This is a genomic window from Flavobacterium sp. LC2016-12, assembly GCF_015351595.1.
GTDB lineage: Bacteria > Bacteroidota > Bacteroidia > Flavobacteriales > Flavobacteriaceae > Flavobacterium.
Genome location: NZ_JADKPT010000005.1, coordinates 158,397 through 182,553, shown reverse-complemented (window position 1 = coordinate 182,553; position 24,157 = coordinate 158,397). Strand labels below are relative to the sequence as shown.

At 30.2% G+C, this 24,157-nt stretch carries 22 protein-coding genes; all 22 read left to right on the top strand.

Features of this window, described 5'->3' with window-relative positions; genetic code table 11:
• The first annotated feature begins 1 nt into the window (after window position 1).
• The 22 genes from rfbB (at window position 2) to IRZ99_RS10440 (ending at window position 24,156) form a co-directional block, all read left to right on the top strand.
• Entirely contained in the window at window positions 2–1,048 is a 1,047-nt protein-coding gene (gene rfbB, locus IRZ99_RS10545; protein ID WP_194657249.1) for a dTDP-glucose 4,6-dehydratase, read from the top strand.
• A gap of 41 nt (window positions 1,049–1,089) precedes the next feature.
• Entirely contained in the window at window positions 1,090–3,513 is a 2,424-nt protein-coding gene (locus IRZ99_RS10540; protein ID WP_194657248.1) for an SLBB domain-containing protein, read from the top strand.
• An 8-nt stretch (window positions 3,514–3,521) separates the two neighbouring features.
• A complete protein-coding gene (locus IRZ99_RS10535) occupies window positions 3,522–4,574 on the top strand; it encodes a lipopolysaccharide biosynthesis protein (protein ID WP_194657247.1) in 1,053 nt (350 codons plus the stop codon).
• A gap of 35 nt (window positions 4,575–4,609) precedes the next feature.
• Window positions 4,610–5,560, top strand: a complete 951-nt coding sequence (locus IRZ99_RS10530) for a GDP-L-fucose synthase (protein ID WP_194657246.1) — start codon at window positions 4,610–4,612, stop codon at window positions 5,558–5,560.
• A gap of 45 nt (window positions 5,561–5,605) precedes the next feature.
• Window positions 5,606–6,679 carry a GDP-mannose 4,6-dehydratase gene (gene gmd / locus IRZ99_RS10525; RefSeq protein WP_194657245.1) on the top strand — a complete coding sequence of 358 codons (1,074 nt, stop codon included), beginning with the start codon at window positions 5,606–5,608 and terminating at the stop codon, window positions 6,677–6,679.
• A 103-nt stretch (window positions 6,680–6,782) separates the two neighbouring features.
• On the top strand, window positions 6,783–7,808 hold the full coding sequence (gene neuB, locus IRZ99_RS10520; RefSeq protein WP_194657244.1) for an N-acetylneuraminate synthase: 1,026 nt from the start codon (window positions 6,783–6,785) through the stop codon (window positions 7,806–7,808).
• A complete protein-coding gene (locus IRZ99_RS10515; protein WP_194657243.1) occupies window positions 7,802–8,245 on the top strand; it encodes a GNAT family N-acetyltransferase in 444 nt (147 codons plus the stop codon). The genes neuB and IRZ99_RS10515 overlap by 7 nt, the downstream gene beginning before the upstream one ends.
• Window positions 8,235–9,083 carry a sugar phosphate isomerase/epimerase gene (locus IRZ99_RS10510; RefSeq protein ID WP_194657242.1) on the top strand — a complete coding sequence of 283 codons (849 nt, stop codon included), beginning with the start codon at window positions 8,235–8,237 and terminating at the stop codon, window positions 9,081–9,083. Before IRZ99_RS10515 ends, IRZ99_RS10510 begins: the two co-directional genes overlap by 11 nt.
• Window positions 9,073–10,518, top strand: a complete 1,446-nt coding sequence (locus IRZ99_RS10505) for an aminotransferase class I/II-fold pyridoxal phosphate-dependent enzyme (protein ID WP_194657241.1) — start codon at window positions 9,073–9,075, stop codon at window positions 10,516–10,518. Before IRZ99_RS10510 ends, IRZ99_RS10505 begins: the two co-directional genes overlap by 11 nt.
• A gap of 6 nt (window positions 10,519–10,524) precedes the next feature.
• Window positions 10,525–11,217, top strand: coding sequence for a cytidylyltransferase domain-containing protein (locus tag IRZ99_RS10500; RefSeq protein WP_194657240.1), 693 nt, complete (start codon window positions 10,525–10,527; stop codon window positions 11,215–11,217).
• Between the two features lie 61 nt (window positions 11,218–11,278).
• Entirely contained in the window at window positions 11,279–12,406 is a 1,128-nt protein-coding gene (locus IRZ99_RS10495; RefSeq protein WP_194657239.1) for a sialidase family protein, read from the top strand.
• 238 nt (window positions 12,407–12,644) lie between these two features.
• Window positions 12,645–14,048 carry a lipopolysaccharide biosynthesis protein gene (locus IRZ99_RS10490; RefSeq protein ID WP_194657238.1) on the top strand — a complete coding sequence of 468 codons (1,404 nt, stop codon included), beginning with the start codon at window positions 12,645–12,647 and terminating at the stop codon, window positions 14,046–14,048.
• 2 nt (window positions 14,049–14,050) lie between these two features.
• The gene (locus IRZ99_RS10485) at window positions 14,051–15,496 is read left to right on the top strand and encodes a hypothetical protein (protein WP_194657237.1); all 1,446 of its coding nucleotides are present in this window, start codon (window positions 14,051–14,053) and stop codon (window positions 15,494–15,496) included.
• Complete coding sequence (locus IRZ99_RS10480) at window positions 15,477–16,178, top strand: CatB-related O-acetyltransferase (RefSeq protein WP_228519070.1); 702 nt, start codon at window positions 15,477–15,479, stop codon at window positions 16,176–16,178. The genes IRZ99_RS10485 and IRZ99_RS10480 overlap by 20 nt, the downstream gene beginning before the upstream one ends.
• A gap of 116 nt (window positions 16,179–16,294) precedes the next feature.
• The gene (locus IRZ99_RS10475) at window positions 16,295–17,194 is read left to right on the top strand and encodes a glycosyltransferase family 2 protein (RefSeq protein ID WP_194657236.1); all 900 of its coding nucleotides are present in this window, start codon (window positions 16,295–16,297) and stop codon (window positions 17,192–17,194) included.
• A gap of 173 nt (window positions 17,195–17,367) precedes the next feature.
• The gene (locus tag IRZ99_RS10470) at window positions 17,368–18,375 is read left to right on the top strand and encodes a glycosyltransferase family 4 protein (protein ID WP_194657235.1); all 1,008 of its coding nucleotides are present in this window, start codon (window positions 17,368–17,370) and stop codon (window positions 18,373–18,375) included.
• Window positions 18,376–18,409: 34 nt separating this feature from the next.
• On the top strand, window positions 18,410–19,666 hold the full coding sequence (locus IRZ99_RS10465) for an O-antigen ligase (RefSeq protein ID WP_194657234.1): 1,257 nt from the start codon (window positions 18,410–18,412) through the stop codon (window positions 19,664–19,666).
• A 1-nt stretch (window position 19,667) separates the two neighbouring features.
• Window positions 19,668–20,552: a hypothetical protein gene (locus IRZ99_RS10460; RefSeq protein WP_194657233.1), complete on the top strand. Its 885-nt coding sequence runs from the start codon at window positions 19,668–19,670 to the stop codon at window positions 20,550–20,552.
• A gap of 44 nt (window positions 20,553–20,596) precedes the next feature.
• A complete protein-coding gene (locus IRZ99_RS10455; protein ID WP_194657232.1) occupies window positions 20,597–21,526 on the top strand; it encodes a glycosyltransferase family 2 protein in 930 nt (309 codons plus the stop codon).
• A gap of 1 nt (window position 21,527) precedes the next feature.
• The gene (locus tag IRZ99_RS10450) at window positions 21,528–22,133 is read left to right on the top strand and encodes an acyltransferase (protein WP_194657231.1); all 606 of its coding nucleotides are present in this window, start codon (window positions 21,528–21,530) and stop codon (window positions 22,131–22,133) included.
• Window positions 22,133–23,041 carry an NAD(P)-dependent oxidoreductase gene (locus tag IRZ99_RS10445; protein WP_194657230.1) on the top strand — a complete coding sequence of 303 codons (909 nt, stop codon included), beginning with the start codon at window positions 22,133–22,135 and terminating at the stop codon, window positions 23,039–23,041. Before IRZ99_RS10450 ends, IRZ99_RS10445 begins: the two co-directional genes overlap by 1 nt.
• The gene (locus IRZ99_RS10440) at window positions 23,014–24,156 is read left to right on the top strand and encodes a glycosyltransferase family 1 protein (RefSeq protein ID WP_194657229.1); all 1,143 of its coding nucleotides are present in this window, start codon (window positions 23,014–23,016) and stop codon (window positions 24,154–24,156) included. The genes IRZ99_RS10445 and IRZ99_RS10440 overlap by 28 nt, the downstream gene beginning before the upstream one ends.
• Window position 24,157 lies beyond the last annotated feature (1 nt).

Genomic DNA, 24,157 nt, shown 5'->3' with positions numbered 1-24,157 from the left:
AATGAAAAAAATTCTAATAACTGGAGGTGCTGGTTTTATTGGTTCCCACGTCGTTAGACGTTTTGTGAATAAATATCCTGATTATCATGTTTTTAATTTGGATGCCTTGACATATGCTGGAAATCTTGAGAATATTAAGGATATTGAAAATAAACAAAATTATACTTTTATAAAGGGAGATATTGTTAATGAATCTTTTATAAATAATCTTTTTTCGATTCATCATTTTGATGGAGTTTTACATTTAGCCGCTGAGTCTCATGTTGATCGTTCTATTGAAGATCCTTTATCATTTGTAAAAACAAATGTAATCGGAACTATGAATTTATTAAACGCAGCAAAAAAACAGTGGGAAGGCAATTTTGAGAACAAACGATTTTATCACATAAGCACTGATGAAGTTTATGGCTCACTTGGTACTGAAGGTCTATTTACTGAGACTACCCCTTACAATCCTAATTCTCCATATTCAGCATCTAAGGCAAGCTCCGATCATTTTGTCAGAGCATTTGGAGAAACTTATGGGTTGCCATATGTTTTAACCAACTGTTCAAACAATTATGGATCTTATCATTTTCCTGAAAAATTAATTCCTCTTTTTATAAATAACATTATTAATAACAAGTCATTACCAGTATACGGTGACGGTAATTATACGAGAGACTGGCTTTTCGTCGAGGATCATGCAATAGCTATTGATTTAGTTTTTCATACTGGCAAAAATCATGAAACTTATAATATTGGAGGTTTTAATGAATGGAAGAATATTGATCTCGTTAAATTATTATGCCAAATCATGGATCAAAAATTGGGGCGGGAAGATAATACTTCTGAAAAACTGATTACTTTTATAAAAGACAGACCAGGACATGATTTGCGTTATGCGATTGATGCTACAAAAATTAACAAAGAGTTAGGGTGGAAACCATCAGTTACTTTCGAAGAAGGATTGGAAAAAACAATTAATTGGTATCTTAATAATGAAGAATGGTTAAGAAATGTAACATCAGGTTCTTATAAAGATTATTATAAAAAACAATATTCATAGATTTTTATTTAAATCGAATTTTGATTAAACACATATTAAGTATGAAAAAAATAATTTACGTTCTTACTTTGCTTTTTATTCTAGCAGCATCTTTTAACGCAAATGCTCAAGACTTACTTAAATCTAAAGATTTAAGTACGGTAAAAGTAGATGATTTATCTGATGAGGACATCGCTAAAGTTAATACACAATTGAAGAATAACAATATGAGTGTAGATGACGCAGAATCTGTTGCTATCTCAAAAGGTATGAGTCAAGTTGAGTTTAATAAATTAAGAGGCAGATTAAGTGGTCAATCAGATACATCAGAGAATAATAATACGACGTCTAATTTAGGTAAAAATAAATCTCAATTTGGAAGAAACCAGGATGCAATTACAAATAATAAAGTAAAAGACTCTGCAAATGCATTAATTTTTGGGTCAGAATTATTTGACAATCCTACTTTGAATTTTGAGCCGGACCTAAAACTGGCTACTCCAATGAACTATATATTAGGTCCTGGGGACGAATTACAAATTAATGTTTATGGAATTCAGGAGTATAATGCAACTGCACCAGTTAGTGTAGAAGGAAAGATCAATATTCAATATATAGGACAAATTTCAGTTTCTGGAATGTCTATTGAAGCTGCAACACAAAAGATTAAAGCAGCAATTGCTAAAATTTTTGCTACAGTTCGTTCCGGACAATCACAGGTTAGTGTGAGTTTAACTCAGATAAGAACTATTAAGGTAACAATAGTTGGAGGAAAACAACCAGGGAATTATTCCATTTCATCACTAGCAACGGTCTACAATGCTTTGCATTTAGCGGGAGGCCCAGGTAAGAATGGTAGTTATAGAAATATTGAATTAATTCGAAACAATAAGGTTTATAAAAATATAGATATTTATAGGTTTTTAGTCAAAGGAGATCAATCTGATAACGTTAGTTTAAAAGATAATGATGTGATTCGAATTCCTGCTTATAGTCAAAGGGTGGCAGTTGTAGGAGAAGTAAAAAGACCTGGAATCTTCGAAATGAAAGAAGGGGAAACTTTTGCTGATTTGTTAAAGTTCGCATCTGGTTTTACTGAATTCGCTTATACAAGTTCAGTACATGTTGAACAAAAAACAGGAAAGGAATTAAAAGTCGATGATGTAAATGAAAGTAATTTTGGTACTTATAAACCAAAATCCGGAGATGTTTTTACCGTTACTAAAATTTTAAGCCGATATGAAAATCGTATTAATATCGAAGGTGCAGTTTTTAGACCAGGTTATTATTCTTATTCTGAAGGGATGAGGGTTTCTGATCTTATTACAAGAGCTGAAGGAATGAAAGAAGACGCTTATACAAAAAGAGCCAGAATTATTCGATTGAAATCTGATTTAACAACAGAGATTGTAAATGTAGACTTAAGTGCTGCATTGTCTGGTGATTTGAATGCAGATATTGAATTAAAGAGGGAAGATATTGTGACCGTTTTTTCAATCTTAGATTTTAGAGAAGAATATAAAGTTACGATTGATGGAGAAGTAAAAAAACCGGGTGAATATTTGTACTATGAAAATTTAACTTTAAATGACTTAATTGTTGAAGTAGGGGGTCTTACAGGTTCTGCATCTAAAAGAGTAGAAATAGCAAGAATGGTAAAATCTGAAACAATTGACGATACCAATCCCAAACGAGTTGAATTGGTCGAATTCGAAATAACTGCAGATAATAATGAGCAGGTGAAAAACTTTATTTTAAAACCTTTTGACGTTATTAATATTCGAAGAGTAGCTGTTTATTCAAAACCTCAAATGGTGAAAGTGAGCGGTGCAATTACATACCCTGGAAAATATGTTTTGGTGAATAAAAAGGAGACTGTTTTTAATATTGTAATGAGGGCTGGAGGTCCTACATCTATTGCTAATTTAGATGGGATGAAAATTAAAAGACCAATCAAACAGGATCAAATCGAGAAAATAAAAAGTATAGACTTAAATTTAGCTAAAAATGATACGATAGATGAAGAATTGTCCCAGAAATTGGAAGAGAAAATGCGCTATTCTGTAATTCCGGTAAATTGGGGTGAAATTGTTAAGAATAAGAGTCATTATTCAAATGTTACCTTATTTCCTGATGATGAAATTGTAGTTGCTAATTATAACGAAGGTGTAAAAGTTACCGGTAATGTATTGCTGACATCTGAAATACCATATAGAAGCGGAAAAGGATTTAGATATTATATTGATGCTGTAGGTGGCGTTGATAACAAGGGGTGGAAGAAAAAGGCTTACATTATTTATCCCAATGGAAAAGCAGATGTAACCAAATCATTTTTATTTTTTAGATCTTATCCGACAGTTACGCCCGATTCTCAAATAGTTGTTCCGGAGAAACCAGAAACTAAAACACTGACTACAGGAGAATGGGTTAGTATAGGCAGCGTGATTACTAGTTTAGCTCTTTTGGTTATAACAGCTTTTAAATAAATTTAGTTATGGTATCGCAAGAAAATGAAGAAATATCTTTAAAAGAGCTTATCGGTAAGGGTAAGGAATGGACAAATTATTTTTTATCACAGTGGAAAATAATTCTAATTATTGGTTTTGTAGGAGCAGGTTTAGGTTTAAGCTATTCTATGGTTAAAAAACCAGAATATACAGCATCTTTATCATTCGCACTTGAAAGTGATGGAGGTTCTGGAGGTTTAGGAGGTGCATTAGGTTTAGCCAGTCAATTTGGGCTTGATTTAAACGGATCAGGTGGCGGAATGTTTGCTGGTGCTAATTTAATTGAACTTTTCAAATCTCGAATTATGGTTCAAAAAGCGTTACTGGCTCCAGTTGATGTAAATGGTAAACGCATGTCTATGGCTGAAATGTATATCCAGAATAAAGGATGGAGAACGAAATGGGATGAAAATGCAGAACTTAAAAAGCTCCAATTTTTACCGGATTCAAATGCAGAACTTTTTACGAGACAGCAAGACAGTGTGTTGGGAATGATTTATAGCGATTTGTCAAAAAATTTGCTTACCGTTTATCAAAAAGATAAAAAAATATCTATTATCACGATGGAAGTTCTTTCTAAGAATGAACTCTTTGCTAAGTATTTCTGTGAAAATTTGGCTCGTAAAGTTTCTCAATTTTACATTAATGTCAAAAGTAAGAAATCGCGCATCAATATGGATATTTTAAATAGACAAACAGATTCTATTCGTGCAGAATTGAACTCTGCAATAAATGGAGTGGCTGTTGCAAATGACAATACATTTAATTTAAATCCGGCTCTTAACGTTAGGCGAGCAACGTCTACGAAAAAACAGGTTGATGTGCAGGCTAATATTGCTATTTTGTCAGAACTAGTTAGACAAACTGAATTAGCCAAGGTAACTTTACGAAATGATATTCCTTTAATTCAGGTTATTGATAAACCTATTTTGCCTTTACCTGTAGATAGATTAGGAAAATTGAAAGGAATAATTTTAGGAGGTTTTTTAGGAGGTTTTTTTACTATTTTGTACTTGACCTTTAAAAGGCTTATTGCCTAATAATTGTATGAGAGTGATTTAATATAATCTTAAAAATGACTAGAGAAAAAAAAATTTACATTGCTGGACATAACGGAATGGTCGGAAGTGCCATTTGGAGAAATTTATCTTCTAGGGGATATACAAATTTGCTTGGAGCTTCGAGTAAAGAATTAGACTTGAGAGATCAAAATAGCGTTAAAGATTTTTTTAATGAACATAAGCCGGACATTGTAATTGATGCTGCTGCAAAAGTGGGCGGAATCTTGGCAAATAATGATTTTCCGTACCAATTTATTATGGAAAATATGCAAATTCAAAATAATTTAATTGATACAGCTTTAACATCTCAAGTAGAAAAATTTATATTTCTTGGTAGTTCATGTATTTACCCAAAGTTTGCTCCTCAACCATTAAAAGAAGAATATCTTTTAACTGATACATTAGAACCAACAAATGAATGGTATGCGATTGCTAAAATTACAGGTGTAAAAACCTGTCAGGCTATCCGTAAACAGTATAATAAAGATTATGTTAGTCTAATGCCAACAAATTTGTACGGCACACACGATAATTTTGATTTAAAAACATCTCATGTATTACCTGCCATGATTAGAAAGTTTCATGAAGCAAAAGAAAATAATAATGCATCGGTAACACTTTGGGGAAGTGGTACTCCTATGAGAGAATTTTTGTTTGTAGATGACATGGCAGAAGCAGTCGTTTTTGCTTTAGAAAATAAATTACCTGATTATTTATACAATATTGGGACGGGATTGGATTTAACAATTAAGGAGTTAGCTGCAACAATACAGAAAGTTGTTGGCCATCAAGGTGAAATTATATGGGACGATACTAAACCAGATGGGACGCCTAGAAAATTAATGGATGTTTCTAAAATGCATGAATTGGGTTGGAAACATAAAATAAATCTAGAAACAGGAATTCAAAAAACGTATGATTGGTTTTTAGAAAACGAAGGAAAATACAAAGAGAATAAATTATAATATAGAGTAATTTACATACTCTGGAATCTTAAAGAACAAAATAAAATGAAAGTAGCTCTAGTAACTGGTATTACAGGTCAAGATGGATCTTATTTAGCTGAATTATTATTAGAAAAAGGATATATGGTTCATGGTGTGAAACGCCGGGCATCCTCTTTTAATACCCAACGTATAGATCATATCTATCAAGATCAACATGAGGCACATGTGAATTTTAAATTGCATTATGGAGACTTGACCGATTCAACTAATATTATTAGAATAATTCAGGAAGTACAGCCTGACGAAATTTATAATTTGGGAGCTATGTCTCATGTTAAAGTTTCTTTTGACTCTCCGGAATATGTTGCAAATGTTGATGGAATAGGAACTTTACGTATTCTTGAAGCAGTTCGAATACTAGGTTTAGAAAAAAAGACAAAAATTTATCAAGCTTCAACTTCAGAGCTTTATGGAGGTTTAGCTGAAAATAAAAATGAAAAAGGTTTTTACGATGAAAATTCACCATTTTATCCTCGTTCTCCGTATGGAGTAGCTAAGATTTATGGATTTTGGATAACAAAAAATTATCGTGAAGCTTATGATTTATATGCTTGTAACGGAATTCTTTTCAATCACGAATCTCCAAGACGTGGAGAAACTTTTGTAACGCGTAAAATTACAATGGCAACTGCTGCTATAGCTAAAGGAAAGCAAGAATGTCTTTATCTTGGAAATCTAAATTCACAAAGAGATTGGGGACATGCAAAAGATTATGTTGAAGCTATGTGGAGAATTTTGCAGCAAGATGTCGCAGAAGATTATGTAATTGCTACTGGTGTTACTACTTACATTAGAGATTTTGTTATAATGGCTTTTGCTGAGGTTGGTATTGAATTGATCTTTGAAGGCGAAAATGAAAACGAAACGGCCAGAGTAGCTGCTTGCAATAATCCTCTATATCAGTTGGAAACAGGCAAAGTTGTTGTACGTGTTGATCCGGAATATTATCGCCCAACAGAAGTAGATTTGCTAATTGGAGATCCTACGAAATCTAAAACTCAACTGGGCTGGGAACCTCAGTATGACTTAGCAGGATTAGTTAAAGAAATGGTGGCAAGCGATTTGAAATTGTATTAATCAAAGATTAATATTTTAAAAAGAGGCTAGTATGCTTTTGAGGTATTTGATTAAATCAAGGCAGATTAACCGAGTATTAAAAATTATTTGATATAGAACAGTGATGAGTAAACTTTATAAAAAAACATATATAATAGCAGAAGTAGGTGTGAATCATAATGGTGATCCTGCAATTGCAAAGGAACTAATTAAACAGGCTAAAGCTTCCGGGGCTGATTGTGTTAAGTTTCAGACATTTAAAGCTTCTCAGATTGTGACAAAGACTTCTCCTAAAGCTAAATATCAATTGGAAGTAACAGAGAAATCGGAAAGCCAGTATGAGATGTTAAAAAAATTAGAATTGGATTTTAAGGATTATAAAATGTTAATTGATTATTGTGATGAAATCAATATTGATTTTTTATCAACACCCTATAATCTTGAAGATTTAATTTTTTTAGAGGAGTTAAATGTTGATTCTTATAAAATTGCTTCTGGTCAGCTTACTGAATTACCTTTTTTAAAAGAAGTTGCAAAAAGAAAAAAAACAATATTATTATCCACAGGAATGGGAACATTAGCAAATGTTTTTGATGCTGTTGAAGCTATTCGTAGTGAAGGAAATGATGATATTATTGTATTACAATGTACTACAAACTATCCTTCTAAAATTGAAGAGGCAAATATTCTTGCCATGAATACTATTAAAGAGGCATGTGGAGTAAGAGTTGGATATTCTGATCACGTAACAAACAATTATGCTTGTTATGCTTCAGTTGCTTTGGGAGCTGAAGTAGTAGAAAAGCACTTCACTTTAGATAAGAATATGGAAGGCCCGGATCATACTTGTTCATTGACACCAAGTGAATTTGCAGAACTGGTCGATGGAATTAGAAATATCGAGATGTCTTTAGGTAGTAAAGTAAAAAGACCTTCACAAATTGAGATGGAAAATAGTTTGGGAATGAAGCGTGGTATGGTTATTATTCAGGAAATTGAAGCAGGGACTATACTTACGGCTAAACATATTGGTTTTAAAAGACCTTTAAAAGGATTACCGATAAATATGTTAGACCAGATTATCGGAAAAGAAATTTCTAAATCTATGTCAATCGATGAGGCATTGGATTACGACTGTATAGTATGGTAAAGTCTTTTGAGATAAAAGAAATAAGTGTCGACGATACACAAGTATTAAGAAATTTTATTGATAATGCCGGAAATTCTATAGAATCATTTCGCTATTTTAATACCAGACCACTTGAAATCATTTCTAATCATGTGATAACTGTCGTTGTTTTAGATGATAAAATTCCAGTAGGTTATGGACATCTTGATAAAGAAGATGATAAAATATGGTTTGGAATTGCTATTTCAGAGCAATATAAAGGGAAAGGTTTAGGCAAAAAAATAATGCAGTACCTGACTGATTATGCTGATAGAAAAAAAATGTCAGATTTATTTCTTTCTGTCGATAAATCAAATACTATAGCGATTAAAATGTATGAAAATTTTAACTTTTTAAAAGTTAAGGATTTGTCAGAAAATGTTTTGTTAATGAAGAGAAAATGTGATTATGAAATCTAATATATATGTAAGTTCTTTAGCTTTTTTAGATCAATCTGTTGAAGAAATTATGGAGATTTGTGCGCTAAATAATTACAATTTAGAATTTAGTTCAGGGATGCCTTTTAGGCAGAATATGGATCAGATTTATTTGGATGCTAAAATTCAACGAATGCCTCATAATTATTTCCCAGACCCCGAAATTCCTTTTGTTTTAAACTTAGCAAGTTCAAATTTAGAGATTAGAAGACAGTCTATTGAGCATTGTAAGAGAGGACTGAAATTGGCAAAAGAATCAAATTCTCCGTTTTATGCCGCTCATGCAGGTTTTTGTATTGATCCTAAACCTTCAGAATTAGGTAGAAAAATTGCCATTCAAAGTGAGATTGATAAAGGAATTAATAAAGAGCATTTTTTAAATTCGGTATTCGAAATTTTAGATGTAGCTGAAGAGCTAGAGATAAGTTTCTTAATTGAAAATAATGTTTTAGCTCCTTTTAATTATAACGGAGAGAATCCACTACTTTGTTGTGAGTTCAACGATATAAGTTGGCTTTTTGAAAATGTTATTCATAAAAGATTTGGACTACTTTTGGACACAGCCCATTTAAAAGTTAGCTGTAGAACCCTTAACTTGGATTTATTAGAGCAGTTTGAAAAAATAAGCCCCTTTGTAAATGCTTTTCATCATAGTGATAATGATGGAACAGTAGATTCAAATTTGCCATTAGATAGTAATTATTGGTTTTTGAAATATTTCAAAAATTATAAGGACTATGTGCATGTTTTGGAAATAAAATCCTTAAATACTTTCGAAATAGAAAGTCATATTAAATTATTTGAAAAAAATGGAAATTAAAGATTTGATAATTAACCAAAAGTGCGATCTAAGAAAGGCACTTAAGGTTCTGGATACAGTTGGTCAGGGAATTTTATTCGTTACAGAAAATAATGAAAAACTGGTTGGAGTGATAACTGATGGAGATATCAGAAGATCATTGCTTTTAGACGTTAATTTAGATGTTGAAATATCTGAAATAATGAATAAAAATTTTCTTTCACTTTCTATAGATACAGACAACACAGAAATTTTGCATCATATAAATAATAAAATTAAAGTTATTCCTTTAGTAGACGAGGAAGGTAGGGTTGTCGACTATGCTTCTATTAATAGATTGAGAAGGATTTCGATTTGCTCACCTTTACTTGAGGGAAATGAATTGCTTTATTTGACAGAATGCATAAAAACAAACTGGATATCTTCTCAAGGTAAATATGTAAGATCCTTTGAAAGTTTGTTCAAAAATTATCATGAAAATTTTGATGCTTTAGCAGTTAGTAATGGAACTGTTGCAATACACTTAGCATTAGATGCGCTTGGTATAGGTGAAGGTGATGAAGTGATTGTACCTAACTTAACTTTCGCAGCATCAATTAATGCAATAATTTATACAGGTGCAACACCAGTTTTAGTAGATGTTGAAAAAGATTCTTTTAATATTGATTTTGATAAAGTAGAAAGGTTTATAACTAATAAGACAAAAGCTATTATGCCTGTTCATCTTTATGGACAATCATGTGATATGGGGAAATTGGCACTACTAGTTGAAAAGTATAATTTATTAGTAGTTGAAGATTGTGCTGAAGCTCTTGGATCAAAGTATGATGGCAGACCTGTTGGAGTATTTGGTGATGCAGCTACTTTTAGCTTTTTTGGAAATAAAACTATAACTACCGGAGAAGGTGGAATGGTTTTGTTTAAAGATCCGATAGTCGCAGAGAAAGCCGCTGTTCTAAGAGATCATGGAATGAGTAAAGAGAAACGTTATTGGCATGATTTTGTCGGATATAATTATAGGCTTACAAATTTACAAGCTGCTATTGGTGTCGCTCAATTTGAAAGATTAGATGAATTTGTAAATGCAAAAAGAAATCTTGCTAAAATTTATAATGAAACATTAAATAAGTTCCCATTTTTTCAAACTCCTATTCAAAAAGAAAATACATTTAACTCTTACTGGCTGTACACTTTTTTAATAGGTGAAAATGCGCCATTTAAAAGAGAAGATTTAATGAGTTTCTTAAATAATAAAGGCATTGAAACTAGGCCAGTTTTTTATCCTCTTCACATAATGCCTCCTTATATTGCATATGGAGAAAAGGAAAACCTTGAGGTTTCTTCGAAAATTTCAGAATCAGGAATGAGCTTACCTTCATCTGTAAATTTATCGGAAGCAGAAATAAATTATATATGTAGTTGTATTTCAGATTTTATTGGCGGAATTAACGGTTAGACAAAAATGTTAAAAAAGAAAGTACTTTACATAATTCCAGCCAGAGGCGGTTCCAAGGGAGTTTTAAACAAGAATATAAGAAATTTAAATGGCAAACCTTTGATTTATTATTCGATCGAAGCAGTTTTAGAAATTTCAGATAGTGAAGACATTTGTGTCTCTACAGATTCTTTAGAGATAAAAAAAATAGTTGAAGATTATGGATTAAAAGTTCCATTTTTAAGACCTTCAGAGATAGCAAGTGACTCAGCAACCACTGAGGATGTACTATTGCATGCAATTAATTTTTATAAAAGTATTGGTGTAGATTATGAGTACATTGTTTATCTCCAACCTACATCACCTCTTAGAAGAGGAGAGCATATTAAGGGAGCGTTAAAATTAATTGAACCTAATACAGAATTAATTGTTTCGGTAAAAGAAACAGATTCAAATCCTTATTATGTATTATTTGAAGAAAATACAGATGGCATTTTAAAAAAGACTAAAGAAGGGATATATACCAGAAGACAAGATTGTCCTGTTGTATATGAATTAAATGGAGCTATTTACATTATTAATGTTGATAAGTTACTGGAAAAGGGATATCAGAAATTGAATATGATGAAATATGTTATGCCTAAAGAAGTTTCAATTGATATTGATGACATTGTAGATTTTAAGATTGCCGAGGTTTTAATAAAGGAAATGGAATTATAATTTTTATATTTTCATTTTATTATAAAAGAGAGTTCAATTTAAATAATAATTAATTTATGGTATGTCTTTAAAATTTTGGTGTGGTATGTTGTTGCTGTTTGTTCTTTTTAGTTGTGGCACAGACGATGAAGAAACTCCTGAGAATGTAACAATAAATATGCTTACAGATTCAAATCCTGTAAGTAATAGTGTTAATTATTCCACTATATTAAAAGGTGGATTTTTAAGTAGGCAATATACATTTGCGTCGACTGTCAGACTTGATGATAATTCGTTGTACATGGCTGGTGTAAGTTGGGCATATTTTTCTGATTTTAATACAGATACTAATATAATAGGAGTTAAAAGTTTTGATAATGGTGTCTCATGGTCTAAACCTGTAGTTCTACAAGAAAATATTGCAAGTGTTAATGTTGCAAATCCTAGCTTGGTTAAAATTACAGATCAACATTTATTATTGTTTTTTGCCTCTAAAGAAAGTACAAGAAACATTAATCTCTATTTTAAAGAATCATTCGATCAGGGAAAAAGTTGGGGAACTCCAAAAATGATTAATCAACCAAACTCAGGATATTATATAATGAATAATGACAGAGTAGTTTACAAAAATAATCGTTTATGGATTCCTGTAGCGGTTCCAAATGGGGATATTTTTAAAAGTTATGATTCACAAAAAGTGTTTTGTTTTTATTCGGATAATTTAGGCCTTACCTGGGAAAAGACGCGTACGATAAGTAAGAAGTATGCTCTTATGGAACCAGGTTTGACAGTTCTATCGAACAAAGAGTTATTGTTAAATATTAGGACAAAAAAGGGAACTGTTCTTTTTGCGCGTTCATATGATAATGGAATTAACTGGAATTTTGAATACTCAAATATAAAATCTCCAGCTGCACCCCAAACAATCATCAATAAAAATAAGTCAGATACCCTTTTTATGGCTTGGAATCATACCGATTTGAATTATGCCAAATCAGAGGGAAACAGATCACCTCTTTCTATTGCATATAGTCCTGATAAAGGACATAATTGGAAATTTATTGCAGATATTGAAACAGCAGGTGAGTTTTCCTTTAGTTATCCTTCAATGTTACTTGATAAAAACGATGTTTATCTAAATTATTATGAGATGAATAATACTTCAAAAAAAGTCTCAATAAAAATGGCTAAAATTGATTTAAAATTTTAAAAAGGGACATTTTTATGTTAAGATTAGAATGTTTTTATTGTTTTCTTGAATAATAAAATAGTGCAAGAAATTTTTGTGATAATCTGACTCCAGATTATTTCCACCCAATTTAGTTAATATAAAAAATACCTAAAGTAAGTTTTAAGAACACAAACAATTAATAATTGAATATTATACCTGATATAAAAAGATATGATATTTTATGTTCAATAAAATAATTAAAAGAAAGATTTAAAAAATGCTAAAAAAACTTTTTTCTCACACTGCGATTTATGGACTAGCTCCACAGATTTCTAAAATTGCAAGTTTTTTAGCACTACCATTTTTAACAAAAGAATTGACATCTAATGATTATGGAGTTTATGGCTTATTGACTGCTTATACTACATCAATTTCTGTGCTTTCTGTTTTAGGTCTTCGTTTAGTTTTAGTTAATTCTTTCTATCATTCACCAGGACAATATAAATGGACTTGGCGTCAACTTTATGGATTTCTAAATTTGTGGAATGTTGTCTATGCAGTGATTTTAGGTGTTTTAGTATTGATTGTTATCCCACCAGAGGCAGTGTCTAATAAATGGTTAATAATGTTTTTAAATATTATACCTCTTGTGTTTTTTGGACAAACTTCTACAATTGGATTGACTTATTACCAATTGAACCAAATGCCGCTTAAAATCGCAAGTAGAAGCTTGTTTTTTGGTATTTTAACAGTAGTTTTAAATATAGTGTTAATTGTTCATTTTAAAATGGGATATATGGGTTGGTTTTGGTCTAACTTTATTGTTGGAATTTTAAATAATATATCTTATTGGTATCCATTAAATATAAAATTTAAGATAAAGCCGATTTATAATTTTAAATGGAGACTTGTTAAGAAAAGTTTAAAAGTAAGTTTGCCAGTTATACCCCATCATTATTCTTCTTATTTGTTAGATAGTTCTGACAAGGTAGTAATGGATTTCGAGAAAATATCTACCAGTGATATCGGGAAGTATAATGTGGCCTACAGTGTCGGAAATATGTTTAATGCATTAGGAGTCGCCGGTGGATATGCAATAGGCCCCTTAATGAATGAAAAATATAAGAAGAAAGATGATTATGGTGCCAGGAATCTGGTTTTTGTCATGCAAATAGTTTTTTTCTACCTTACCTTTATAGGAAGTATCTGGATGAAAGAAGTTTTTCAGATAATGATTAAAAATGCATCCTTAAGTCAACTTTATCCTTTGGCTATCATAATAGTAATGTCTTATAACTACAGACCAATGTATCTTGGTGCAGTAAACAAATTATTCTATGAGGAAAAAACAAATTTTCTTTGGAAATTAACATTAACCGCAGCAATAATTAATGTATCTCTTAATTTAATATTAATGCCTTTTTATGGGTATAAAGTAGCAGCTTTTACAACTTTTGCAGCTTTTTTATATATGGGATATGCAGGATACTACTATAAGGCTTTTAAAGAAATAAATAAAGCAAATTACCATCAATTTATTTGGCTGGTTGTGACATTAATTTTAGCAGTTTGCGCCTATGAAATTGTCGAATATAATGTATTTGTAAAAATTGCTATATCTATTGGCTACTCAGTATTAGCTTTTTTTGCTGTGTTTAAAATTAATAGTAAACTACAGTAATTATGGAATTCGAACAAAGAGAAAAAATAGTAGCTTTTTTAAAGGAAGCAGAGAAAAAATTCCCTGTTTCGGATTGGAAAGTGGATGGAATTGAGATATGGCCTATTCTTAAAATAAGTATTTTTTTTTCTAATTTAGAAACAAATAAGGTTATAAATAAAAATATAAAACTTTATATAATAAAGTTTTTAAAATTACTTAAAGTAGATTTTTTATATTCTTTTTTTTGGTTGAAAAAAACAAATATAAAAAAAATCGATTTTATGTTTTCTGGTTTTTTTGGGCATCGAGTTCTGTTAGAAGAGACTTTCTACAATCGGTATTTTGATCCAATAATGGATTGTTTGGAAGAGCAGGGATATACATCAAGTATATTTGAATATGAACAAATGAAAAAGATAAAACATTATCGACAAAATCGTGTTTTTGATGTTACAAAATTTGTGCACTACTTTGAATTTAAAACTAAAAAAATTGAGATTGATTTTGAAAAATTTGAAGAATTTGGACGGTTACTTATTGAATTAGAAAATAAAATAGGCACTAAGCCAGATACGATTTTAAAGCGAGTTTCAGGTAGTTTTCAGAACGCCTTGGTATGGAAAAATCTATGGCTTTATGTGTTACATAAAAATCAAGCTCAAAAAGTATTTCTCTTATGTTATTACGATAGTAGAATGTATGGACTAATACTAGCTGCTAGAGAAAAAAATATTTTATCTATTGATATGCAACATGGTGGTCAAAGTGATTTTCATCCAGGTTATAATTTCAATTCAGTACCTGTCAAAGGATATAGATTGTTGCCAGATTATTTTTGGACATGGGAGAAAAGTTCTTACGATAATATTTTAAATTTTACACAAAGTTCATCTCATAAAGTTATTGTAGGAGGAAATCCATGGATCACATCTTTAAAAAATAAAAATGTTTTCTTAGATGAGAAAAGAATTGTTTTATATACTATGCAAACCACTCTTAGACCCGTTTTGCATTCTTATATTATTGACGCAATTAAAAACACTCCAGACAATTACACTTGGTGGTTAAGATTACATCCAAGAATGCTCAAAAGCGAAATTGAACAGCTTCATGAGCAATTAAACGATGCTAATATATCTGATAAAGTAGAAATCGAAAAAGCGACCAATCTGCCTCTACCAATGATTTTGGCTAACTGCTCTGCTCACATTTCTCATTTTTCAGGTAGTATTATGGAAGCTGATTTAATGAATGTTGGTAGTAACATAATAATCGGAGAGATTGGGAAAAAATTTTATAAGGAAATCTTGGATGAGAAGCGTGCATTATATTTTGATACAAACTTAAATGGTAATTTAAATTCATTGATTCAAAAAAGTAATGAAAATTTTCAAGTAAGTCCTGTTGAAAGCATAAATTATTATGAACTAATCAAATCATTATCCAATGACAAATCGCATACTTAACAAGATATTGTTTCGTTTATTTTTTAAATTTTTTAATAATAGCTTTAATTGGATTGTAGTTAGTAAGATTTCTTCAATTTCCTCATCTGCTATCTTTAGAAAAGTTAAAGTATTTGGCAATATAAATATAGGAGATAATGCTGTTTTACAGGGAGGGGTTTCAGTTATGGCTTCCGCACATTCCAAAATTTCTATTGGGAGATTTAGTGTAGTGAACGGTCCTAATACAGATTTTCAGGCTTCATTAAATTCAATAGAAATTGGTTCTTTCTGCAGTATTGCACGCAACGTTACTTTTCAGGAATCTACTCACTACACGAATAGAATTAGTACTCATTATATATTACAACATGTATTTAAGGAAACTGGAGAAGATATTACTTCAAAAGGACCAATTAAAATTGGAAATGATGTTTGGATTGGAACACATTCAGTTATCCTTTCTGGTGTTACAGTTGGAGATGGCTGCATAATAGCAAGTAACAGTGTTGTAAATTCTGATATTCCTCCTTATGCAATTGTAGGAGGCTCTCCAGCTCGTATAATTAAGTATAGGTTTGATGATGAAACAATTAAAAAACTTTTAAAAATTAAATGGTGGGATTGGGAAATCGAAAAAATAAAGAAAAATAAAGAGCTTTTTTTAAATGACGGAATGGTGCATTTAGATAATTTTTTATAGGTATTCGTTTTTAAATTTAAATCTACACCACATATTTAGATTCTGACCATTTTTTACAACATTTTTTCTGTAAGTACAGATTCATAATAAAATACAGTGAATAAATTTTGATAGTTATGAACGAAAAAAAAAATATTAGCGTTATTATACCTCACTGGAATACGCCCAAGTTACTTCAACGTTGTTTGGATTCTATTCCTATGTTGGATGATATTGAAGTTATTGTAGTTGATGATAATAGTACTAATATTGATAAAGATAATTTTCCAGGTATAGGAAGAAAAAATACAAAGGTTGTATTTTCTGAAAAAAGTATTACAGCTGGTGGAGCAAGAAATATTGGCTTAGATAATGCCGTTGGTAAATGGATTATTTTTGCAGATGCGGATGATTTTTTTCATGATAATTTTTACAAAATTGTTTCTCAATTTTTTGATAAAGATTTTGATGTTGTTAATTTCGCACTTAATAGTGTGCATTCAGATACGCTTCAACCTGCCGAAAGAGTGCCAAAAATTGTAGAACAATTAACTAAAGCTTCAGAAGGCGATGAAATAGCCAAAGAGTACATCAGATATAAATTTTTATATCCTTCATGTAAGTTGATAAGGCGCAGTTTGGTTTATACAAATAATATTCGTTTTGATGAGGTTCCTGCATCCAATGATGTAATGTTTACTATGAAAGTAGCAACTTCAACTGAAAAGATTTCATATAATCCAGAAGTAATCTATTGTTTAACCTACAGGGAAGATTCTTTAGTTAGATCAAACTCCTATAAAAACCTAAAAAGTAGACTTAGTGTCGCCATTAATCAATACAATCATTTAAAAAAATTTGGGAAGGAAAATTATACTCAATCCATCTTATCCCATTGGTGGAAATTAAGGAAGGTTGGATATTCTAAGCTATTCGTAAACATTCCATATATGGTTGTTAATTATAAGCCTAAAGCACTTTATAATGATTTAAAATTTGCGATAGTACATAGAATTAAAAATTCTTTGACTAAATAATAGTGGTATCTACTTTTTAAGAAGCTATTTTCTGGGAAATGAACTGTTTTACTAAATACAGCTTTCCTGAAGAAAAAGACTTGATAATCATAGCTTAAATAACCGTTTAAATAATATTTTGGAATAATTTTTTGCTTCTCAAGCAGTTATAATATAATAAGTTAATAAAAAATATGAGAATTGGATATATATTATATCAGCCTGGGGTAATTTCTGGTAGATCGAATGGAGTTAGAAGTCAGGCAATTTCTTGTTTTAAGATATTAAATGAATTTGGTGATGAATGTGTATTAATTGATAATTGGAAGCATTATGATTGGAAAACTTTTGATGCCATTCATATTTATGGATATGATTTAGCCATACATACTTTTGTAAAAGCATTATCTCTTGTAAATCCAAATATATACATATCTCCTATTATCGATTCGACGAAACCGTATGGTATATATAAATTATCTACTTTTAATGGCTTTGAAAAGTTAAGACTTTATAGTAATAATTATGCACTTGGTAAAGCTTTAAAAATTGTTAAAGGTGTTTGTGCAAGAAGTGAGCATGAAGCCAGATTTTATATAAAATCATTTGGTATGCAAGAAAATAAAGTCTTTATTGTACCACTGCCATTTGCTATTAAAGAACCTTCTAGTATTAATGATATAATTAGTATGAAAGAATCCTTTTGTTTGCATGTAAGTTCTCTTTATCAAGATAGAAAAAATGTCAAGCGATTAGTAGAAGCTGCTAAGAAGTATAACTTTGAATTGATATTGGCTGGAAGTATGGGAAGAGAAAACGATTTTAATTCTATAAAACTTGCCATTGGTTCAGCAAATAACATCAAGGTTTTAGGTTATGTAACCAATGAAGATTTAATTAACTTATATACTAAAGCAAAAGTATTTGCATTGCCTAGTACAAATGAAGGAGTAGGAATAGTTGCTCTAGATGCTGGAATTTATGGATGTAATATTGCATTGACTGATATAAAAGGGCCAAAAGAGTACTACCCAACTATAGATACAGTTGAACTTGTAGATCCTTATAATGTAGATAGCATAGGAAAAAAAATAGTTAAGCTTTTAAAGACTCCAAATAATACTGATTTATCTACTTTTATAAAGAAAAGTTATTCGAAAAGTCAGGTGTTAATGAAGTTGCATAATATGTACAACAGTTAAATTATGAAAAATCATGACAAGATGATTTGTTATCGTGCTAACTTTTCAAAAATATAAGATATTGAGAACTACAATAATTGATACTAATTCTCGAACAAATTTCTTTATCTTAGGAGTTTTTTTTCTAGTTTGGTCTGTAAATGGGTTTTTTATTGGAGGAAATTTGCTTAAAATAGGACTGCTATTTTTAGGTTTTGGACTTATTTTGTGTACTTCATTTACTTTGCCAAAACGCAAAAAATTTGTTTATTTCAGTTTAATAACATTTTCGTTCTTCGTTTTATATTGGTTTATTGCCATCATAAGGACTCAGAAAACGGTGACAACTTCTATCTTTTTATTTGATATCATTTGTTTCTTTTTGCTATTGTCTGGTTATTTAGTTGCCAGTAATTTGACTTTTTTTAAAAATGTAAGTCCTAAAATAATATTGTTTATTTCTTTTTTAGCAATTTTAGGTGGCATGATGTATGTTAGGTATCAATCGCAACTACTACTAAATAGTATTGGAGGAGCTACCAGGTCAGCAACAGAGGACGACGGTGAAAGTGGTATAAATGTTATTGGAATCGCTTATACTAATGCGATACTGTTTTTTATTTTGTATTATTTTATTGTATATTATAATCTAAAGAAATGGATTACGGGTGTCGTTCTTTTGAGCATGTTTTGTGTGATTTTTGTAATTTTAGCAACACAATCCAGGGGAGCTTTAATATTTATTGTTCTTATTTTGTTGATGACAAACTTCAAGCGCATGATGTCTTTTGGGAATTTTTTAAAATTTTTTAAAATTATTTTAGTTACAATATTCTTATTTGTTTTAGCTATTAATTTTTTTCCTGAAATGCAACAAAAAATAGATGGTACAATAAGTAGATTTCAAACTTTGTTAGAATTTTCAGATGATGTTGAAGCAGATCAATCTTCATACGAAAGAACGTTGATTATACAGGATTTCTTCGATAATATTGAAGATATAGTTTTGTTAGGTAAGGAAAGATATTCACCTTATCCTCATAATCAATTTCTTGAAATAATTATGAGATGGGGTATTTTTTTTGGAGTACCCTTATTAATTTTTTCTATTAGCAGTTTTGTAAAATCTGCTAAACTACTATTTAGAGGAAGTGTCAGTAATCCTTTTGTAAATTTGATTTTACTAGTACTAACATTTTGTTTTCTTCAATCTCTTAGTAGTATGTCATTAGAGATGAATAGAATGTTATGGTTTGGATTTGGATTTGTAGCGGCACTTCCTAATAAAGTAAATAATTTAATACAACCGTAATATGAAAAAAGCATTTTTTTTTAAAGTATTAATTCTTGTATTGTTTTCGGGAAATATTTTTTCTCAAGTAAACTCAGGTTTTAACATATTTTACTCGCGTTCTAGTTACACTCTTGAAACGCAAAAATTAATGGTTGGGCAGAATAATTTTAAGCAATACAATTTAATGCTTCAAATTCATATTGACCCGAAAAACACGGGTAAAGTTGATCAGGAAGTATTCATAAGATCGGTAAAAGGTTTTTTTCCTGATTCAACATCTTCAGGGATACTTTGCATAGATCTTGAAAATCAAGCATATAAAAACCTTTATAATTATGACATAAATACTCCTGAATTTAAAGAAGCCAGTGCTCTTTTTATTTGGATGCTAAAAAAGGTAAAAGAAATTAGACCAAACGTAAAAGTGGGTTTTTATGGAATACCATTTAGAGAGTATTACACCAATAAAAAAAACACTTCAAAGCTTGATGTTATTTTATCTGGTGTTGATTATATATTTCCATCATTATATACGATGTATCCTGATAAACAAATTGGGAAATCCAGAAATGAAAAATATTTGAAAGATAATTTGCAAGTTGCTTTAGAATTTGGAATTCGACTTAATAAACCAGTCGTACCATTTGTTTGGAATATAATACATCCATCCAATAAATTATATGGAGGGCAATTGGTTGATAAAAATGAAATGATTCAAAATATAGAGTTCATTAAGAAATTTAAGTATAAGAACACTAGCGCTTCAGGCGTTGTTTGGTGGGATCCTGATTCTAAATCATTTTCAAAGATGAATAAAACAAAACTTGATATACAGGAACAAGAGCCAAAGTATATTCAAAGTAAGTTGTTTCAAAATTATTTAGATCCCTACATAAAAAAATAAAAGATTAGAAAAGAGTTACATCTTTCGAATAATAACATCAATTAATGAGTACAAATTTAGCACCTATAGTTCTATTTGTTTTTAATAGGCCTCAGCATACGGAAAAGACACTTCAGGCTTTGGCAAAAAATACATTAGCGGCAGATTCCATCTTGTATATTTATTGCGATGGAGTTTCAGATAATGCATCACAGGAATTAAGATCAAATAATGACTTAGTAAAAAAAATCATTAAACAACAAAAATGGTGCAAAGAAGTAGTTATTATAGCGTCTGAAAAAAATAAAGGTCTGGCAAATTCCGTTATTTCAGGAGTTACAGAAATTGTAAATAAGTACGGAAAAGTAATTGTTTTGGAAGATGATCTGATAACCGCTTCTACTTTTTTGGAATTTATGAATGAAGCCTTAGATAGATATGAAAAAGAAACAGAAGTTATTCAAATATCTGGTTATAGTTTTCCAGCTCCAAAAATTGAATCTTCTAACTCAAGCTATTTTTTAACGCTGACCTCTACCTGGGGATGGGCTACATGGAAAAGAGCGTGGGATACAATTGATTTTGAATGTTCGGATTATGTAATATTGAAGAAAAATAAAAAACTTGCACATCGATTTAATTATAATGGAAGTTACAATTATAAAAAGATGTTTTTGCAACAAATGGAGTCTAATAAAATAAGTTCATGGGGAATTCGATTTTATTGGAATGCATTTAAAAAGAATGCTTTAATTCTTTTTCCAGACAAAAGTCTCGTTTTTAACAACGGATGGGATAGCTCAGGAAAACATAAAGATAGTTATGATATATTTCCAATGCCTGAATGGCAACCTGATTACAAAATTGAAAAGTTTCCAACAGAAATAAAAATCAATAATTCGATAGAAACAATTATAGGACATTATCTAAAAAATAGAACTTCTTTTGCTATTAAAGTATATTATAAGTTGAAATTAATTTTTTTTAAAAAGTAAAATGAGAGTAATATATTATTGTGCTTATTTATTTAAAGGATTTATCAGAAAATTATCTCACAAGATTACTGATTTAGCCTGTAAAAAAGATGTTCTTTTTGAGAAAGGAACTAAGTTTACTATGACCGCTAAAGTTGAAAATATTTCTAAAAACATTAATAATATTGTCATTGATGAAAATACAATTGTAGAAGGTAGATTAGTAGTGTTTAATTATGGTGGAAAAATAAATATAGGAAAAAATGTTTATGTTGGTGTTGGTTCTAATATTTGGTCGGGAGAATCTGTAACGATTGGGAACGATGTTTTAATTTCTCATAACGTAAACATAATCGATACCAATTCACATGAGATGGATCATATTGAGAGAGCAGAAAGATATCTCAGTTTAATAAAAAACGGACATCCGAGAGATAAGACAAGTATTATAACAAGCCCGATAATAATAAAGGATCATGCCTGGATTAGTTTTGGCGCAACTGTTCTTAAAGGCGTCACAATAGGTGAAGGTGCAATTATTGCAGCTGGTGCGGTAGTTACTAAAAATGTTCCTCCATTTACTGTTGTTGCCGGAAACCCGGCTGTAGTGGTTAAAAATTTAAAATAATGAAATATTTAATAATAGGCTCTAAAGGATTTATTGGAGAAAATCTAAAAAAACATTTAGAAAAAAATGTTGGCACAACTGTTTGGGGTGCCGATGTTGTGGTTGATTATGTTGATAATGAAAAGTATTTTTTGATAGATGCTTCAAATTCAGATTATAAATCAATTTTTGAAACAGAACATTTTGATGTTTGTATTAATTGTTCTGGTGCAGCGAGTGTTCCAGATTCTATCCTTCATCCATTACGAGATTATCAACTAAATACAGTTAATGTATTTAAAATGTTAGATGCGATTCGTACCTATCAGCCTAAATGTAAGTTTATCAATCTTTCCAGTGCTGCAGTGTATGGAAATCCTGGTTTATTACCAATTAAAGAGGATGCTCTAGTAATACCTTTGTCACCTTATGGAATTCATAAATTACAAAGTGAGCAAATTTGTTCTGAGTTTTTTCGTTTTTTCGAGATTGCAACTTGCTCTTTAAGAATTTTTTCGGCTTATGGAGAAGGACTAAAAAAACAACTCTTTTGGGATTTATACAGAAAAACAAAAGACCAAAAACAAATTGATTTATTTGGGAGTGGTAGAGAATCAAGAGATTTTATTTATATTCTGGATCTTGTTAATGCAATTGAATTAGTGGCAAATAAAGCAGATTTTTGTGGAGAAACTATAAATATTGCAAATGGTGAAGAAGTATTTATAGAAGATTGTGTCGCATCATTCTACAATAATTTTGATGATACCATCAGTTACTCTTTTTCCGGACAGGGAAGAGCAGGCGATCCTAACAATTGGATTGCTGACATTAGCATACTAAAAAGTTTAGGTTACGAAAGAAAATATAATTTAGAAAAAGGCTTAGAAAATTACTATAGATGGATTTTAGAAACAGAAAAAAAATAGGGATTTTATTTAATTTTAGTGGAAGCTGGTTAGGTGGAGTCTATTATGTTCAAAATATTATTAAAGCGTTAAATTTTCTTGAGGATGTTGAAAAACCTGAAATTGTTGTTTTTTATACAAATGAATTGGCAAATTTTGCAAAAGAAATTCAATATCCATATATTAAATTAGTTCAAAACGATTTTTCTAATCCATATTCAGGATATTTAAAATCATGGTTTTTTCGAAAAAATATTTTTATAACCGATATAATTCAAAAATACAATCTTGACGGTGTATATCCTTTATATGACCATCCTTTAATTGATAAGAAGCTAAAAGGTAAAACAATTGCAGCCTGGTTTCCGGATCTTCAGCATAAGTTTTATCCAAAGTATTTTAACAAAATTAATTTGCTTTTTCGTGAAGCGCGAGTAAAATTAATTTTAAAAAATGCAAGTGTTTTAGTAGTTTCTAGTAATGATGTTGCCAATCATTTTAAGCAATTTTATAAAATACCAAAAGCTTTAAAAATTCACGTACTTCCATTTGTATCTATTATTGATGATTTTAATTTTAACAATTTTCTAGAATTAAAAGAAAAGTATAGTTTACCTGATGAATACTTTATGGTTTCAAATCAATTTTATGAGCATAAAAATCATATAATTATAATGAAAGCTTTGAGTGTTTTGAAGAAAAATAATTCAAATATTAAAATTGTTCTGACAGGCAAAATGGAGGATTACAGAAATCCTAATTACATTGAAATCCTTAAAAATGAAATTATTGAAAACAAAATAGAAGGGAATGCAATTTTGTTGGGCGTAATTCCGAGAAAAGACCAGCTGTGTTTAATTAAAAACGCAAAAGCAATAATTCAGCCTAGTCTTTTTGAGGGATGGAGTACTGTTATTGAAGATGCAAAATCTTTGCAGGTTCCTGTAATAGCTTCAGAAATTGCTGTTCACAAAGAACAATTAGAAGAAAATGGAACTTATTTTGACCCTAAAAATGCAGATGAATTGGCTACAATATTAGAAAAATATAATTCTGGTAATCAAGATTTAATATTTGAGGAATATCAGGAGAGGGTTAAAAAATGTGCTGCTAATTTCATGTCTGTTTTCAATTAAA

Bases quoted from the DNA above. Each gene is read 5' to 3' on its own strand.
- rfbB (WP_194657249.1), top strand. From the start codon at position 2: ATGAAAAAAATTCTAATAACTGGAGGTGCTGGTTTTATTGGTTCCCAC.
- IRZ99_RS10540 (WP_194657248.1), top strand. From the start codon at position 1,090: ATGAAAAAAATAATTTACGTTCTTACTTTGCTTTTTATTCTAGCAGCA.
- IRZ99_RS10535 (WP_194657247.1), top strand. From the start codon at position 3,522: ATGGTATCGCAAGAAAATGAAGAAATATCTTTAAAAGAGCTTATCGGT.
- IRZ99_RS10530 (WP_194657246.1), top strand. From the start codon at position 4,610: ATGACTAGAGAAAAAAAAATTTACATTGCTGGACATAACGGAATGGTC.
- gmd (WP_194657245.1), top strand. From the start codon at position 5,606: ATGAAAGTAGCTCTAGTAACTGGTATTACAGGTCAAGATGGATCTTAT.
- neuB (WP_194657244.1), top strand. From the start codon at position 6,783: ATGAGTAAACTTTATAAAAAAACATATATAATAGCAGAAGTAGGTGTG.
- IRZ99_RS10515 (WP_194657243.1), top strand. From the start codon at position 7,802: ATGGTAAAGTCTTTTGAGATAAAAGAAATAAGTGTCGACGATACACAA.
- IRZ99_RS10510 (WP_194657242.1), top strand. From the start codon at position 8,235: ATGAAATCTAATATATATGTAAGTTCTTTAGCTTTTTTAGATCAATCT.
- IRZ99_RS10505 (WP_194657241.1), top strand. From the start codon at position 9,073: ATGGAAATTAAAGATTTGATAATTAACCAAAAGTGCGATCTAAGAAAG.
- IRZ99_RS10500 (WP_194657240.1), top strand. From the start codon at position 10,525: ATGTTAAAAAAGAAAGTACTTTACATAATTCCAGCCAGAGGCGGTTCC.
- IRZ99_RS10495 (WP_194657239.1), top strand. From the start codon at position 11,279: ATGTCTTTAAAATTTTGGTGTGGTATGTTGTTGCTGTTTGTTCTTTTT.
- IRZ99_RS10490 (WP_194657238.1), top strand. From the start codon at position 12,645: ATGCTAAAAAAACTTTTTTCTCACACTGCGATTTATGGACTAGCTCCA.
- IRZ99_RS10485 (WP_194657237.1), top strand. From the start codon at position 14,051: ATGGAATTCGAACAAAGAGAAAAAATAGTAGCTTTTTTAAAGGAAGCA.
- IRZ99_RS10480 (WP_228519070.1), top strand. From the start codon at position 15,477: ATGACAAATCGCATACTTAACAAGATATTGTTTCGTTTATTTTTTAAA.
- IRZ99_RS10475 (WP_194657236.1), top strand. From the start codon at position 16,295: ATGAACGAAAAAAAAAATATTAGCGTTATTATACCTCACTGGAATACG.
- IRZ99_RS10470 (WP_194657235.1), top strand. From the start codon at position 17,368: ATGAGAATTGGATATATATTATATCAGCCTGGGGTAATTTCTGGTAGA.
- IRZ99_RS10460 (WP_194657233.1), top strand. From the start codon at position 19,668: ATGAAAAAAGCATTTTTTTTTAAAGTATTAATTCTTGTATTGTTTTCG.
- IRZ99_RS10455 (WP_194657232.1), top strand. From the start codon at position 20,597: ATGAGTACAAATTTAGCACCTATAGTTCTATTTGTTTTTAATAGGCCT.
- IRZ99_RS10450 (WP_194657231.1), top strand. From the start codon at position 21,528: ATGAGAGTAATATATTATTGTGCTTATTTATTTAAAGGATTTATCAGA.
- IRZ99_RS10445 (WP_194657230.1), top strand. From the start codon at position 22,133: ATGAAATATTTAATAATAGGCTCTAAAGGATTTATTGGAGAAAATCTA.
- IRZ99_RS10440 (WP_194657229.1), top strand. From the start codon at position 23,014: ATGGATTTTAGAAACAGAAAAAAAATAGGGATTTTATTTAATTTTAGT.